The following is a 17,228-nucleotide window of genomic DNA, read 5'->3' as shown; positions in this document are numbered from 1 at the left end:
TTAACGTGTGTCAAATAGTTCGTTCACATATGTAGTTCGAGACACTAAAAATAAGGCAATTTGTGGACGACCGATTGTCGGGCAACGTATGTGGTGAGGGGGGCTTATGAACATTTGGACTGACGTCCTCCGAATGTACCTGGATACTACGTTCTTTTTGGATGCATAGAAGAACATCTATCCAGATACTTTCTCTAGCATGTGAGGAGAGGAAGGAGCGGGGACGGCTATTATTTTTTGTTTGACAGTGGGAATGGCAGAGGCTTTTATATACTGCCAGGCAGAGATTTACCTACTGCACTAACATGAGGATAATGTATGAGCGACAATATGAATCCATATTCTGATTCTAATCAACCTGCTGAGAATAATAAACCTCCTAAGACGGGAGGACTTTTAAGTAATTATAAAACACAACAACCAAATCAGAATCCACCCAATGCTCAATCGACTCCTGGATCGAATTCTGCCTCTTTACCGGGAGGGCCAGCTAGAAGCAATTCATCGTTGTTGCGTGGTTCCTTTGCGCAGCATTCTCCTGCGCAAAATTCGCCTTCGATGAATGGCGGTCAGTATCCACAATATTCCCCCTCCCAGCAATATCCAGCAGGTGGGCAGCAGCAATGGTCTCCGGTACGTCAGCCGCAGCCGGGCCAGCAATATCCAGGACAGCAGTTTCCACCCGCGCCCGTGGATCCTCAGCAGGCTTCTTTACGTCAGCGCCATGGCTTGTTATCGAATACGGTTGACATGATGCGTCGCTGGTCCGGTAAATTCGCTTCGGTGGCTGGACAACCACCAGCACAGCCGCCTGAACCATATATGGAGCGCTATCGGCCATCTGCTCTTGTACCCGCTAGCGAGATGCCTCTGCCACGGCGGGCCAAACCCTGGAAACGCTCACGCGTATTGCGCATCAATCAGCAAATCCGCCAGCGTCGTCTGAAAGCTAATAAAGGTGGTCCTGGTCGCGTCCTGGTTATTGCGCTGGTTACTCTGCTTGTCCTTGTGATGATGGGCTCCTTTGGTAGTACAGCTTATGGCTACAGCTATTATTTGCAGCAGCAGCCGCGTATGGAAGAGTATACCAGTCAGCATATCGATCAAAATACACGTATCTATGATCGCAATGGCGTATTATTGTACGAAGCGTATGATAATGCCACCTCTGCTTATAGCGGTCGCCGTGTCGCCATACGCTACGAAGATGTGCCACTGGTCATGCAGAATGCCATGACCGCGATTGAAGATAAAACCTTCTGGACGAACTCCGGTATTGATCCACTGGCTATTGTTCGTGCTGGTGCCAGCAATTATGGTGGTGGTAGTACCCTGACCCAGCAGGTTATTAAAAATATGACTCGCGATACGGCCCCTTCTTATCAACGTAAGCTGAACGAAGCTTCGATGGCCATTGGCCTGACACAACAGTATCCTAAAACGAAAATTATGGAACTGTATTTTAATGTGGCCCCTTTTGGCGCCCAGACCTATGGGGTTGAGGTCGCAGCCGAGGATTATTTCAACCTGAGGCCGAACTGTCAAACCAATAAAGTATGTGTGCCGGGTGTCTCTAATCTGGACTACAACACGAGCACAAAGAAACATGATCCTATTTTAGCTCTGGCTCGTGCTTCTTTCCTGGCGGGGCAGCCAAATGCCCCAAGTGCCACCGATCCAACGATTGATGTTGCGAACAAGACCCGCGCACTTGATCGCCAGAAATTGGTCCTGAATGCCATGATTAGTCAGGGTATGACCGTAGATGGCAAACCTGATGGACAGCTTATCACGCCTGAGATCGCGAAGAAAGCTGAAGATCTTATGGCTAAACAAAAATTTACCCCATACAAGCGTCAGATGCGTGCCCCGCATTTTGTCAATTATGTGATTGATCAAATGGTGGCAGCGCTGGGTGGCGGTAACGCCGGATATCACGCCTTTCTGACAGGTGGCTATAATATCCGTACCACCATTGATGTTAATCTGGTTGACTATACTGAACGTGCCATGAAGCGCCACCTGTATCAATCAGAGGTTCAAAAGGTGACTGGTTTTTCCCTGACGCTGAATGTGGACAATAACGTACATAACTCGGCTGCGGTGGTTATGGATTCTAAGACAGGTGAAATCCTGGCGATGAATGGTAGCGTTGATTATAACTCGGTTGATCCGAAAGTGAACGGTCAGTATAACTCGGCTGTGAATGCGCGCCCTCCAGGTTCAACCTTTAAGCCATTCGACTATGCGACCGCTTTCCAGATGGGTTGGAATCCAGGCATTGTCTTGCAGGATAATCGTACTTACTTTCCAAATGCAGGGCCTGCTGGAACTCTCATACCAGTCGCCAATGACGAACAGGCTACAGAAGCGTCCCAGGGCGGTTCAGTCTATTATTTCCCGTCCGACTATGGTCAAATTTGGACAGGTAGACCTTTGACTGTTCGTCAGGCAACCGCAGGTTCTTTGAACATCCCTGCCATTAAAGCCATGCAATTTGCCGGCGGTGCTGCTGTCTTGAATACTGTTCAGCGCCTGGGTATCACTACTCAGAAAAACAATGGTCTGGCCTGGGCGATCGGCTCTACTGATGTGTCACCTTTACAAATGGCCAATGCTTATCAGACCTTTGCCAATGGTGGTGTGCGCATTAAGCCGCAAAGTATTCTGAATGTATGGGATAATTTAGGCAACAATCTGTATCAATATGATCCTGGCAAGGCCAATGCCGGTCGCGTCTTTTCGCCTCAAGTGTCATATTTGATGACCTCTGTTCTGATCGACGAGCCTGATCGCCGTACTGAATTTGCCAACGACTATGACCTATCCTTCGCTGATATAGATCCCGCTTGTGCTACAAGTCGTGCCTGTGAACATCAGGTAGCGGCTAAAACTGGTACGACCGATGGATTTAAAGATAACTGGACCATTGGCTATACGCCGGATGTGACGGTGGCGGTCTGGGTTGGCAACGCCGATGATTCTAAAATGAACAACGTGATTGGTATTACCGGTGCCGCCCCGATCTGGCATAGTGTGATCGAGAGGACCCTGGGTGTTTGTAATAAGGATACCAAATATATCAACAATTTTCAGGTTGGTGACGATGTTGATTGTGGACCAAACTATAAATTCCGTTTCTCGAAGAATCCACAGTGGAAGTTTGATGTGCCGCCTGGTATCCATCAAGCATCACTTTCGGCGGCTACCGGCCTGGCTGGTGGTGGTCAGATGGATTGGGTGATTGATGGTCAGGATCCACAACGCTAATGCCGTTGTATGGGTTTCTGAATGGAGAGGATGCTGCCAGAAGAATATCTCTGGCAACATCCTTTTTCTTTTAATCTGGCATTGGACAGAAAGTGTCCTCGGTCGTGTCCAATCTCCTATTTCTGTTAGAATCCTGCTGCACATTCCGCTGATAAATTTGTGTGCTCTTGTGATCGGCTGTTTGAAAGCCTTGACAATCGACCCTTGAGAGTGCTATTCTGTACTTGCAGTCTCCAAGAGAGAGTGCTAGCAATCGCAGTTGACAGATGTTGTATCATCCGAGCATATCCATAAACGGGACCTACCGTGCAATCAGAGAAGCCGCTACTGGCGGCGATCCGATTGTAAATGATGGGATACTTGCCAGGGAGGTACAGCAAGACTATCGAGGGAAGCAAGGACATGACACCTCTGAGCCCACGTAAACAGCAGATTTTGCGTGCGCTGGTTGAAGAATATATTCATAACGCGACTCCTGTTGCGTCTGAGACGCTCGTACGCAAGTATGGGTTGCCATTCAGCTCTGCTACGGTGCGCCATGAATTGGCTGGCCTGGAAGAGGCGAATCTTATCAATCAGCCACATACCTCTGCTGGTCGTGTACCTACCGACCTTGGCTATCGCTACTTTGTCGAACACCTGATGCAGGAATCGGCATTGTTGCTCGACGAGCAGCGCCTGATTCGCCATATGTTCTATCAAGTGCAAGATCAACTGGATCAATGGGTGCGACTGACGGCTTCTGTGATGGCTCGTTTGCTCCACAGTGCTGCCGTAATGACGCCTCCACGTTCCAGTGAGAGTCGCTTCAAGCATTTTGAAGTGCTCGCGGTCACCGATCTTTCGGTGCATCTGGTATTGGTTTTGATGGATGGGTCGATTCAACAACAACGCTTGCTCTTAGAGACGCCAACACAGCAAGAAGAACTGAGTGCTATTGCCACTCGACTCAACCCATTATTTCAGGGCAAAAATGCCGATGAAATCAATGAGTTTCTCGTGACCTATGCCCCTGCCCCTGTGGAACGGATTATTGCTAACGGCATTGTGCGTATCCTGGAGCAAAACGGTGATATGCAGGGGGATGTCTTCTTTGGGGAAGATATTGTCAATATTCTAGATCATACAACTGGTTCAGCGGTCGGTATACGTCTGGCACCCGAAGAAGAGCGTGCCGAGCGTATCCGCAAAATCATTGAGGAACTTGAACATAAACGTCTGCAAAAAGTGATGGATGACATTGAGCAGAAGCGTATTCTACCCGTGCTCGCTTCTCATCTACCATCTACAGACGGAGTCCAGGTAATCATTGGGGGCGAAAACCAGTGGGACGAAATGAAAGATGTCAGTTTGGTCCTGGCGCGTTATGGGCAGCAAGGTAAAGTCGGTGGATTGTTGGGAATTATTGGGCCTACACGTATGCAGTATGGTCGTGCCATTGCCGTTGTTCGTTATATGGCAGAGGTTATGAATGAACTATTGGCTGATGTTTATGGATGTGAGTAATACTCAGGTAGCAATATAGATTTTTAAATCTTGAGGTGTTCCATCTTGGGATTTTGATTTTTTGATTTTTTAGGAGGCAACTGTGCCAAAGGTTATCGGAATCGATCTAGGAACTACAAACTCGTGTGTGGCTGTAATGGAAGGCGGCGAACCTGTTGTTATTCCTAATGCAGAAGGTGCACGTACAACCCCATCTATCGTAGCTATTAATAAAAATGGTGAGCGCCTGGTTGGTGAAGTTGCCAAACGTCAGGCCATCACAAATCCAGAGAATACCGTTTACTCGATTAAGCGTTTCATGGGTCGCAAATTTGATGATCCTGAAGTTGATCGCGACAAACGCTTGATGCCTTATAAAGTGGTACGTGCCAGCAATGGTGATGCCTGGGTAGAAGTACAGGGTAAGCAGTATAGCCCCCCAGAAATTTCCGCGATGATCTTGCAGAAATTGAAAAATGATGCGGAAGCGTATCTGGGTGAGCGCGTGACACAGGCTGTGATCACAGTTCCTGCTTACTTTAACGATGCTCAGCGTCAGGCAACCCGCGACTGCGGTAAGATTGCCGGTCTGGAAGTTTTACGTATCATCAACGAGCCAACCGCCGCCTCACTGGCCTATGGTCTGGATAAGAAAAAAGATGAGCGCATTGCGGTCTATGACCTTGGTGGTGGTACCTTCGATATCTCCATTCTGGAACTGGGCGATGGCGTCTTCGAAGTAAAGAGCACCAATGGTGATACTCACCTGGGTGGTGATGACTTCGACCAGCGTATTATCACCTGGTTGGCCGATGAGTTCCGTAAGGAGCAGGGTATTGACCTGCGCCAGGATCGCATGGCTCTGCAGCGCTTGAAAGAGGCTGCTGAAAAAGCGAAAAAAGAGCTCTCAAGCTCAATGCAGACAGAAGTTAATCTGCCCTTCGTTACCGCCGATGCGAGCGGTCCAAAGCACCTTGCCATGACCCTGTCTCGCTCCAAATTAGAGCAGTTGGTTGAGGATCTGGTTGAGAAATCCCGTATCCCGGTCACCAAAGCTCTTTCTGACGCTGGTGTTCGCCCTGGCGATATCAACGAGGTCGTACTGGTCGGTGGTCAGACGCGTATGCCTGCTGTGCAGACGATGGTTCGCCGTATCTTTGATCGTGAGCCTAACCGTGGTGTGAACCCGGATGAGGTTGTTGCGATTGGTGCCGCCATTCAGGCCGGTGTCTTGACCGGTGACGTGAAAGACGTGCTGTTGCTCGACGTAACCCCATTGTCCCTGGGTATTGAGACCCTTGGTGGCGTCTTCACCCGCTTGATTGAGCGCAACACCACCATCCCAACCCAGAAGAGTCAGGTCTTCTCCACTGCCAGCGATAGCCAGCCTAGCGTAGAGATCAACGTCCTGCAGGGTGAGCGCGAGTTCGCCAAAGACAACCGTTCTCTGGGTAGCTTTATCCTGGATGGTATTCCACCTGCACCACGTGGTGTACCTCAAATCGAGGTTATCTTCGATATCGATGCCAACGGTATTGTAAACGTGTCGGCCCGCGATAAGGGTACCGGCCGTGAGCAGAAGATCACCATCATGGCCTCTAGCGGTCTGTCAAAAGATCAGATCGACAAAATGGTCAATGATGCTGAGTCCCACTCTGCTGATGACAAGCGCCGTAAGGAAGAAGTCGAAGAGCGTAACCTGGCCGATAGCGCCGCTTATCGTTCAGAGAAGAGCCTTTCTGAAATCGGTGATAAAATCACACCTGAGCAGAAGAGCGAGCTCGAAGGTAAGATCGCTGATGTGCGCACCGCCCTCTCAACCGATGACGTTGAGCGCATCAAATCGAGCCGTGAAGAGTTGGAGCAGAGCTTCTACAAAATCAGCCAGTCAATGTATGGCCAGGGTCAGCCTGGAGCTGGCTCAGACTTTACAGATGCCCAGCAGCCTGGCGGTGATCAGGGTCAGCAGCGTCCTAACGATGACACCATCGAGGGCGAATACAAAGAGATGTAGTTCATTGAAGGAGGAGTATGCTGTCTGGTAAATGCTACATTTACTTCACTGGCGGTATACAATCTCCTTCCGAGAGGATAACTTATCGGTTATCCTCTCTCACCTGTTTTGGCACAGGTATATGGCGCAGGCACACATAGAGGTACTCCCAATATTCCTACCTGGGGCTATTATTATTGCCTATATTTTGTGTCATGATGTATTCTTAAACAATGCCAATTCTTTGAAACTCTATAGTCGATACGTGTTTTTCATCCAGTAGCGCGGATACGTTCGCGCCCTGTTTCTAAGGGTAAAGGACCAGCAGATGGCCGCAAACAAAAGAGATTATTATGAGGTGCTGGGGGTATCGCGCAGCGCAACGGACGACGAAATTAAAAAATCTTTCCGTCGCCTGGCGAAGCAATATCACCCTGATGCGAATAAAGAGCAGGGAGCGGAAGCCCGCTTTATCGAAATCAATGAAGCCTATGAGATTTTAAGTGACCAGCAGAAGCGTAGCGCTTATGATCGTTATGGGCACGCCGGCGTAGCGGGTGGCGCAGGTGGCGCCGCGGGCTTCGACTTTGGTGGTTTTAACAATCTTAATGATATCTTTGAAACCTTCTTTTCGGGTTCCGCGGGAGGTGGTCAGCGTCGTTCTGGACCTCAGCGTGGGGCTGATTTACGCTATGAATTGACCATTTCTTTTGAAGAAGCTGTGTTTGGATGTCAAAAAGAGATTGAGTTGCCGCGTTGGGAAACCTGCTCAACCTGTCGTGGTAATGGTGCTCAACCAGGAACATCCACTCAACGCTGCCCCAGTTGTCAAGGATCTGGTGAGATCCGCCGTGTCCAACAGTCAATTTTCGGTCAGTTTGTGAATGTAACGATGTGTGAGCGCTGTCGCGGTGAGGGGCGAATTATTACTACGCCTTGTGAGAAGTGCCGTGGTCAGGGCCGTGTCCGTAACAATCGTCGTGTGGTGGTGAATATTCCTGCCGGCGTTGATGACGGCATTAATGTCCGTGTCACCGGTGAAGGTGAAGTGAGTGCCCGCGGTGGTACACCGGGTAACCTCTACGTTGTCTTGACGGTAAAATCGCATGAGTTCTTTAAACGTCAGGGTAACGATATCATCTACGAATTGCCAATCAGCTTTACTCAGGCAGCGTTGGGTGATGAGGTAGATGTCCCAACGGTTGATGGTAAGACGACTTTATTGAAGATCCCTGCCGGCACACAGAGTAATCGCTCTTTCCGTCTCAAGGGCATGGGTGTTCCTGTCGTGCATAGTAGCGCTCGTGGCGATCAGCATGTCATTGTTAAGGTGGTGACCCCAACGAACCTGACCACTGAGCAGCGTCAATTGCTTGAAGAGTTTGCACGCATCGAAACCGAGCGTAATGAACAGAACGATAAAAATATCTTCCGCGATCTGTTCGAAAAAACGAAAGATGTGTTCCAATAAGTGAATAGCAGATAGACGCTTCCGTTGCTGCTTTTTATTGAGAGAGGGCCGACCCCTTATGAAAAGGTTGGCCCTCTCTCTTTTTGTTGTTTTTTCTGTTCGGGAAGCTATGTATTTGTGCCTGGTGCTGTGGTTGTCTATCTTCTATATCACACGCAAAAACTGGTGATTAGCAGCGTTGAACATTACGTAAACATACATCTTTCTCTCCCCCAATCCCGATTTAGATTTTTGTCTTATCTGCCAATTGGATTATGGTGTAGCATTGATGGTTAAATGTTATACACTATAATATAATATTGTGCCGTTTTCTTAGCCTGAGTGAGGTGGCTCTATGAGCACAAACCCGCGCTATCTCGGTCCGTATGAGCTACAGCAGCGCTTAAGTAGCACAAATCAGTATGAGGTCTGGAAGGCTTTTGATCAACAACAGCAACGCGAAGTGGTAATCACCATTTTGCATTTACAGGGCACAAATAGTAATGAGCTCGTGCCGCGTTTTCTGTACGAAACCAAGAATCTGACGGCGCTGAATCATCCCAGTATTGCAAAAATTTATGAAACCAGATTTTCTTCCTTGCCGGAACAGGAGGAGGCTGGTTTTACACGTAATGATGCCTACATTGTGTGTGAATATATTGAAGGCGTCTCGCTGGTCGATTATATTGATGCCACGGCTCGGGTCGGTAATTTTCCTCTTCCAGCTGACATCTATCATTTGCTCGCGCCGATTGGTTCAGCCATTGATTATGCTCATCAACACGGTATTATTCATAGTCGCCTGAAACCTGCTTCGATTGTGTTTGCGCGTCAACAAGATTCTGAAGAGCCATTGGGTGAGGCGAAGCTGACTGGCTTTGGTATGCATAATATTCTGTCTCCTCTGGGACTGCCTTTGGGAGATGTTGCTTACATCTCACCTGAGGTTGCGCAGGGATTGACGGAGAATACACGTAGCGATATTTACTCACTTGGTGTGATTTTGTATGAGCTCTGTACTGGTACGCTACCCTTCCATGCTGATTCTGCATCCGAGATGCTGTTACAACATATCCATGCCACACCAATGTCGCCTGCGTTGATCAATCCACATATTGTGCCAGGCCTGACGGCGATTATTCTACGCTGTCTGGCCAAAGATCCGGCCTCTCGTTACCCGACGGCAGCGGCTCTGGTAGCGGCTGTGGCCAGGGTTCTTAACTCACCTTCCAACTCTCGTCTTGGAATATCCGGCACGGCAATCAGTGGTAATCGCTTGACCCCGCAGCTTACGCCGACAAATGCGACCGATGATGTTACCTACTTGAGTCCTTTAGCGCCACAGATCTCTGCCCAGTTGTCGTCGACGGCGCAAACAGGTGGGAACAGCAATATGCCGCTTACTGCGGCCGCGGCCCTGACTCCAAATATCAGGAGCACCCAGCTATCTAGCGACACTACTGGATCAGCGACAATTTCGTCTCAACCGACCCAGCAACTGCCGGATGCCGCATCTATTCCGGTTCTACCGTCGCAGCCAGCCGCAAATCAGATTCGCTCGGCGCGTAGGAATACATCACGTAAAAAGATGCTGGCAATCTGGGGCTCGGTCTTACTGTGCGTAATTGTGATTGGTGCTGGTCTGGCAACGCTTTTCCTCTCACAACGGCAGAGTGTGGCAGCCGAGAACATTTCTGGTCATGCCTTCTTTGTCAGCAGTGGCTTGCTCGATCCAAGTAATCCCAATGGTATCGTTGATGGTCTCCAATTGGATCTGGGTCATATCCCTCCGCCACATGATGGTAAAAGTTATTATGCCTGGTTGATTGGTGATAATGATGCCAATGTCAGCATACCAGCACTTTCATTGGGCACATTACAGATCCTGAATGGGCGCGCTTCCAAGTCTTATAACAGCGATAATAACGAGAACCTTCTGTCGCACTATAGCCGTTTTCTGGTTACTGAAGAAGATGCGAACACCCCTCCCGCTAATCCTTCGCTTGACCAGAATACCTGGCGTTATGGGGCCTTCTTTTCGCAGGTGCCAAGTCCTGAGGATACGCAGAATCATTATAGCTTGCTGGATCACATGCGCCACCTGCTCGCGCAAGATCCCAAACTGGCCTCCGTTGGACTGAGCGGAGGACTGGATATCTGGCTGTTCCGCAATACCCTCAAAGTACTTGAATGGTCTGGTAGCGCGCGCGATGCCTATCGTGGTGGAGATACTGGCTTAATACAGAGGCAGGCGGTGCGCATTCTGGATTATCTGGATGGTACCCAGTATGTGCAGAGAGAGAACATTCCGAAGACGCTCTCGCCGATCCTGGTGGACCCTAAAATTGCGCGTGTGGCTTTGCTGCCGATCAGCAAGGATGAGAGCCCTCCAGCTTACTTGCAGCATATCGGTAATCACCTGCATGAGGTCTCGTTTGCACCCAATGTTAATAGTGACCAGAAAAAACTGGCTGCCGAAATCAATGTCGCTATTAACAATGTGAAGGAGTGGTTTATGGGGGTACACGACGATGCGGCCGACCTTATCCATATGACTCCTGAGCAGTTGCGCCAACCTTCGACACGGGTGAAACTGAATCATATGTTTAAGCTGGCGAACAATGCTTTTGTGGGCGAGGCTGATCCCGCCACGAATCAGGTGAAAGAAGGCGTTTCGCAGATCCACTACAAAGCCCAACGTCTGGCGACCTTTGATATTATGGCGTGTAGCGCGAGCAATGCGAACAAGCCCTGTATTTAGGGCTTGTATAGAAGAGATGAGGGTATGCAGATGAGTAGTGCTCTTCCTCAGCGTCTGGATAAATATGAGTTGCTGGAACGGTTGGGCCATGGTGGTGTGGCCGAGGTTTGGAAGGCGTTAGACACGCAGTTACAACGTAACGTTGCGATTAAGATGCTCCATCCAAACTTGCGTGAAGATCCACATTTTGTGGCCCGTTTCCAGCGTGAAGCCCAGTTGATCGCGGCCCTGCACCATCCTAATATTGTTCAGATTCACGATTTTCAGGTGTATCAGCCGCCTGATCCACAAACCTCTTCACCTCTGGCTTATATGGTGATGGATTATGTAGAGGGTCAGACACTGGCCGAGTATATCTATGGGACCTCAAATGAAGGTAAGATACCCGAGCCAGCCAGGATTGTTAATCTCTTTACGTCGATTAGTCTGGCGATCGATTATGCCCACAGTAAAGGCATGATCCATCGTGATATCAAGCCGGCTAATATTCTGCTGGATAAGCGCAATACCGTGCGCAATCCGATGGGGGAGCCAATTCTAACGGATTTTGGGGTGGCCCGGCTCATGAGTTCGCTGACCAATACCCAGAGTGGTGTGCAACTTGGTACTCCTCTATACTTATCGCCCGAACAGGCTAAAGGTCTGCTGGGAAATGAGCGTAGCGACCTGTATTCACTGGGTATTATTCTGTATGAACTGGTGACTGGTGTACTGCCTTTCCGTGGTGATACACCGATGGAAGTCATCATGCAGCACGTCAATAATACGGCCATTTCTCCCACCTTGATTAATCCGAATATTCCCCAAGAATTGGGGCAGGTCATTGAGCGCAGCATAGCGAAAGATCCCGAGGCGCGTTATCCGACAGCTTCAGCGATGACGATAGCGATCGCGCGTGCGCTGGATATTCCCCCGCCTGAGATCCTTGGTCAACCAACGCAACTGGAGGTCTGGGATCGTGAAAAGATGCTCACAGTCCAATCCTGGCCAGCCCCTTCAACTTCATCTGGCCCTGATAAAGCGGCTGAAGTTACGGCAGCCCTACCTGGTACATCCCAGCCGATAGCTGCACCTGCCACACATATCGCAGACGCGGCGACGGCCAGAGAAGTTCCGGTGGGAGCGCAGCATACTCCTATACTTGCGTCTGCTGCGGCTCCTGCGGCCAGTGTCGCGTCTCCATCCTTGAGAACTACCAGTAATGTGCCACCAACGCCACCTGCCGTGCGTCGCCGTCGTGTGAGTGGTTGGATGATCGGGGGAACGATACTCATTGTTGTCTTGCTGATTGTTGGTGCTGTGGCCGCTTTTCTGTACCTGCCTCAGACTCCTGCATTTACGGCTCCGCCTGATGGGCATGCTTTCTATGTGAGCAGTGGCCAGACAACTGCTGATGGAGCCCAGGGTATCGCGGACCAGTTGCAGATTGATATACCTGGGGCGGTCGCGCCACAGAATGGAAAAAGTTATCATGCCTGGTTGCTTGGTGATCTTGATCCTTTGCGCCGTGATGATCTAACCGGTCCATTGCCTGTTAATCCACCGATACTATTGTCGAAGAACCTGCCAGTCCAGAATGGACATATTCATTACTTTTTTGCTGGCGATGCCGGACATAATAATTTGTTATCTGCAACCAGTCGCCTCTTGATTACTGAGGAGGATGCCAATAGCACCGCTACAGCGCCTTCTAAGGATCGAGCTACCTGGCGCTACTATGCCGCCTTACCGCAGAAGCCTATCGCGCAGGATGCCGCGGCCTTTAGTGCTTTGATTCATATTCGGCATCTCTTCTATAACGAGGTTGATATCAGTGTGCTTGGTTTGCCGGGTGGACTCGATGTCTGGCTTTCAAATAATACAGAGAAGTTGCTGGAATGGTCGGTCAGTGCGCGTGATAACTGGCATGGTCAGCAGACGAATGATTCGCAGTTGCGGCTGATGAGGAATCAGTTTATCAGCCAGCTGGATTATCTGGATGGTTTGAGTAATATCCATGTGGACCTGCCGGCCAATACTCCTGTGACAGCTGATTCAACCGCTGCGAAGGTTGGTTTATTGACGGTCGATCCAGCGCATCAAGGTGGGGATTTCAATAAGACGAATCCACCAGGATATACCGATCATACACAGTTCCATGTAGCCCAGATCGCGAAAGCCTCGGACATTTCTCCGGCGATGCGTCAACATCTGGCCCATATCATTGAGGCTTTGCAAAATGTGAATGCGTGGCTCAACTCTGTACGCCAGGATGCGGTCCAGCTTTTTAAGAGTACACCTGCTCAACTGAGAAGTGCGGAGTCCGGTCGGATGTTGGATGATATGGTGACTTTGACGACTTATGCCTATATCGGCAAACTGGATCCTGTGACGAACCAGGTGCATCCAGGCGTGACTCAGGCCCATTATGATATTCAGCAACTGGCAACCTATACGATTACAAAAAACTTGCCGGCGCACCTCTAATGCTCAACGCTTTAGTTGGATGCGCGGCGTTCACGATTGCTCTTTGGGAAGATTATCTATGGAGACAGAACCACGTTACCTTGGACATTATCAGATGCAGGAATGTATCGCACGTGGAGGAATGGGGGAGGTCTGGAAGGCGCTGGATACCCGCCTGCAACGAACAGTGGCGATCAAGCTTCTGCTGGCTAACTGGCGCCATTCGACTGATTTTGTCTCGCGTTTTCAGAGTGAGGCCCGCTTGATTGCGTCTCTACGTCATCCTAATATTGTGAATATCCACAATTTTCATGTTGAAGAGCAGCCAAATGAGCCTCCATTTCTCTATATGGTCATGGACTATGTAGAGGGGCAGACGATGGCCAGCTATATTGCGGCTACCTCTAAACAGGGGCAATTTCCGGCGGCTGAAGATATTATCTATCTTTTTACCGCGATCTCTCTAGCACTTGATTATGCACATGGACGTGGCATGATTCACCGCGATATCAAGCCCGCCAATATTCTATTGGATCAAAGAAATACGAAATCCAGGTCGATGGGTGAACCGATCATCACTGATTTTGGTATTGCTCGCCGCCAGGGAGTCTCGGGTGGAACGCAGATTGGAACTATTGTTGGTACTCCTCTCTACGTCGCGCCCGAGCAGGCACTGGGCAACTATGAGGAGAAAAGTAGCGATCTCTATTCACTGGGCATAATTCTCTACGAGATGATGACTGGCACACCGCCGTTTCGGGGTGAGAACATGCTGAGTGTCGTCATGCAACACGTTAACCAACCTCCTCTGCCCCCTGAACTATTAAATGATCAGATTAGTCCGGCGGTCTCCGCGGTAATCTTAAAAAGTATTGCCAAACAGCCTGATGAGCGTTATGCCAGTGCCTGTGAGATGACTGTGGCGCTGGCCGAAGCTTTTCAGGTTGCCATTCCAGCTTCATTGCTCCAGGGTGTGCACAGGGCGCCTGCAGAGACTGTGCGTTCTCTGTCCTATCAACCGGCCAGTCAACCGGGCAGGCCAATCAGCCAGCCGGGCAATCTGATTTTATCGCCAGCCACGCTGGCCGCTTCACCCTCACCATATGTCGCGCCGGTGGAACCCGTGGCTGAACCTGAAACACCGCCTCTGCCACGACCGCGCTTGCAACATAAGCGTAGATGGTTAATTATCTCGGCTATCTCGCTACTAGTTGTCATTGGACTTATCGCCAGCGGCAGCCTGTTTCTGTCCACACGGCCGACTGTTCAGCCGCAGGGCACCATCCATTTCTCTCGTGGGCCAGCGGCCAAATATTATAATATACTCCAGATTGATGCTGAGAATATCCCTGATCCTCCAACTGGAAAAGTTTACTATGCCTGGGTTGATAATGTAAGCGATGAACAGAATCTGGCCCACTGGAAGCTAGAGGTGAAAAATCAGCAGATCCACAGTGGCGTGTTGACTGGCTCCGCGTCGGTCAATTTGCTGGCGCCGCAAAATCTCTTTCTGATCACCCTCGAAGATGCGAGCAATTCCCATCTCCTGGTGCCAGAGATGGATCCGAAGTTGCGCCTCTACTATGCACGCATACCCGCGAAGGATGCGCCGCTAGTCTATAACATGCATATGTGCGCTGGCGATGCCAATCCAACGGCCTGTTTCTGATGATCATCAAGGCTATTTAGCGCCGGCGTTTGGCGATATCTTCCTCGGTCGTATTGCTGGTGACCAGTTCATAGAGAATGGCCTGTCCCGTTTTGGGACGGAGGATACGGCCCAGGCGTTGAATATATTCACGTTTCGTGCTATTGCCACTGACAATAATCGCGATCCGGCAATCGGGCACATCAACCCCTTCATTGAGTACACGGCCCGTGGCCAGTTTGGTGTATTCACCGCTCCGAAAACGCTCCAGGATCGTGCGCCGCTCTTCCGTGGGTGTCTTATAGGTGATGCTGGGCAGGCAGAAGCGGCGACTGATCTCATCAACCACATCATTATATTCTGAGAAAAGGATGATTTGATCCTGACCGTGCTCAGCCAGCAGGCGCTCGATCTCGGTATATTTGGCTGGTGCGTTCATGGCGATATTGCGTGCTTCACGCCAGGCCAGCATCGCCGTGCGCGCTTCAGGATCGCGTGCGCTCATATAGATAATCTTCTGCTGAAAATCTTCTGGACTGCGGATCACAATACGTCGACGTTGCAGAAATGAGCGATACAGGCGGCGCTGTTCTGTATAGCGCTCCTGCTCTTCTTCGCCGAGGACAATATCAATAACCTTCTCTTTGTATTGGGCCAGAAAGCGTCCTTCCGTGAGTTCCGCTGGAGAGCGGCGATAGACCTCAGGACCAATCAATTCTTCCAGTTCCATATGTGCCATATCGCTACGCTCGGGGGTGGCGCTCAGTCCCAGGCGTAAGGGTGTAAAGGCACTTTCCGCAATCAAGCGATAGGTTGGAGCGGGCAAATGGTGGCATTCATCAAAGATCAGCAGGCCGAACTGACGTAGCTCGCGTGGATACAGGGCGGCTGAATCATAGGTAATAATGGTAATTGGTTTGAGATCTTTCTCGCCGCCACCAAACATCCCAATCTCTTCCGCAGGCACCGCAAGCGCGGCGGCGAGAGCCACACGCCACTGCTGTAAAAGATCGATGGTAGGTACAACCGCCAGCGTCCAGAGACCTGTTGCCTGGATCGCCATCGCGGCCACAAAGGTTTTGCCTGCTCCTGTTGGCAGGACCACTACTCCACGTTGCTGTTCCGCCAGCCAGGCTGCCAGGGCTTCTTGCTGATAAGGACGTGCATCTAGCGCCAGTTTTGTCTCAAATGGCAGGGCAGGTCGCTCGGTAAAAGCGATTCTGAACGGCGTCTGCTGCTGTTCAAGCGCCTTTTTGATTTGAGGAAAATGGATAGGTAGCGTGCGCAAGAAATGTCCGCGCCGATCTAATTCTATGCCTCTTACCAGTTCGGATGGTAGATGAGTGCCGAACAATTGCACCACTAACTCGGCACGTGACGCGGCCTGTAATTCTACCGGCGGTATAATGGCCAGATCGCGGCCTCGCTGATCAATAACTGTATACTCCACAAGCATCTCCTTCTACAGATGTCATTGTATCCCAGACCAGCACCCACTGTACATCGATACCAGACTCAAGAGGACGCTCTTTATCTTTATTCTCATCGGGACCCTCCGGGGCGGAACCTTTTAGCATCAAGAAGCTGTATATATTGTTGAACTGGCTGTTGTTACATAATAATTTCAAGGGATGATGATAATGGTACATGATAATAATCTTACCGGAAGGGCAGTGAAAGTTTTAGCTTTATCCCAGCAGGAAGCTCGACAATTAAACCATGCCTATGTTGGGACCGAACATCTCTTACTCGCTTTGTTGCGCGAAGGTCATGGTCTGGCCGCAACAGTCCTTAAAGAGCAGGGTGTTGAGTATAAAGATATGCAACAGGCGATTTCTCAGCACCTTTATGCCGCACACCGGCATCAGCAACGTAAATATGGTCTTTATGCCGCTGTTGCTACTCTGGCTGGCATTGCTCTGCTTACCTACATTTTTACGCATTGAAGCATAGCAGCAGGTCTTGTGCCTGCGACCTGTTCACGTAAGCAATGTTGTTCAAACACACGGTCGTATTGAAACGAACATATCCAGGCGCGTGTTACGTATTGTTTGTGCCTGGTCGTACGTTTACAGGTCGCAGGTGCAAGACCTGCCGCTACGTTGCATTATCTGCGACCAATGTTTAACCGAAATGCATTGGAGCTTATGTCTGTTCGCGCGTAGTACAGGGGCAA

Annotated in this window: 9 protein-coding genes; 8 read left to right on the top strand and 1 reads right to left on the bottom strand. The window is 50.0% G+C overall.

All coding sequences use genetic code 11. From position 1 onward, the window contains the following. Window positions 1–318: 318 nt before the first annotated feature. The 7 genes from EL633_RS05770 to EL633_RS05740 all read left to right on the top strand — a co-directional run bounded on the left by EL633_RS05770 (window position 319) and on the right by EL633_RS05740 (window position 15,073). Entirely contained in the window at window positions 319–3,270 is a 2,952-nt protein-coding gene (locus EL633_RS05770) for a transglycosylase domain-containing protein (RefSeq protein WP_126626274.1), read from the top strand. A 402-nt stretch (window positions 3,271–3,672) separates the two neighbouring features. Continuing rightward, window positions 3,673–4,776 (top strand): heat-inducible transcriptional repressor HrcA, encoded by a 1,104-nt coding sequence (gene hrcA / locus EL633_RS05765; RefSeq protein WP_161981976.1) that lies wholly within the window; start codon window positions 3,673–3,675, stop codon window positions 4,774–4,776. A gap of 82 nt (window positions 4,777–4,858) precedes the next feature. Further along, entirely contained in the window at window positions 4,859–6,769 is a 1,911-nt protein-coding gene (gene dnaK, locus EL633_RS05760) for a molecular chaperone DnaK (RefSeq protein ID WP_126626272.1), read from the top strand. A 307-nt stretch (window positions 6,770–7,076) separates the two neighbouring features. Continuing rightward, the gene (gene dnaJ / locus EL633_RS05755; RefSeq protein ID WP_126626271.1) at window positions 7,077–8,219 is read left to right on the top strand and encodes a molecular chaperone DnaJ; all 1,143 of its coding nucleotides are present in this window, start codon (window positions 7,077–7,079) and stop codon (window positions 8,217–8,219) included. A gap of 334 nt (window positions 8,220–8,553) precedes the next feature. Next, entirely contained in the window at window positions 8,554–10,959 is a 2,406-nt protein-coding gene (locus EL633_RS05750) for a serine/threonine-protein kinase (RefSeq protein ID WP_126626270.1), read from the top strand. Between the two features lie 24 nt (window positions 10,960–10,983). Then, window positions 10,984–13,425 (top strand): protein kinase domain-containing protein, encoded by a 2,442-nt coding sequence (locus tag EL633_RS05745; RefSeq protein ID WP_126626269.1) that lies wholly within the window; start codon window positions 10,984–10,986, stop codon window positions 13,423–13,425. A gap of 58 nt (window positions 13,426–13,483) precedes the next feature. Beyond that, window positions 13,484–15,073, top strand: a complete 1,590-nt coding sequence (locus tag EL633_RS05740; protein WP_161981975.1) for a serine/threonine-protein kinase — start codon at window positions 13,484–13,486, stop codon at window positions 15,071–15,073. A gap of 16 nt (window positions 15,074–15,089) precedes the next feature. On the opposite strand, the gene EL633_RS05735 is transcribed toward EL633_RS05740, so the two are convergent. Next, window positions 15,090–16,502, bottom strand: coding sequence for a DEAD/DEAH box helicase (locus tag EL633_RS05735; protein WP_246039087.1), 1,413 nt, complete (start codon window positions 16,500–16,502; stop codon window positions 15,090–15,092). 190 nt (window positions 16,503–16,692) lie between these two features. Between EL633_RS05735 and EL633_RS05730 the strand changes: the two genes are divergently transcribed. After that, window positions 16,693–16,998, top strand: a complete 306-nt coding sequence (locus tag EL633_RS05730) for a Clp protease N-terminal domain-containing protein (protein WP_218027420.1) — start codon at window positions 16,693–16,695, stop codon at window positions 16,996–16,998. The last annotated feature ends 230 nt before the right edge of the window (window positions 16,999–17,228 follow it).

Source organism: Dictyobacter alpinus, from assembly GCF_003967575.1.
In the GTDB taxonomy this organism is placed as follows: domain Bacteria; phylum Chloroflexota; class Ktedonobacteria; order Ktedonobacterales; family Ktedonobacteraceae; genus Dictyobacter; species Dictyobacter alpinus.
This window is presented reverse-complemented; position numbering and strand designations above follow the sequence as displayed.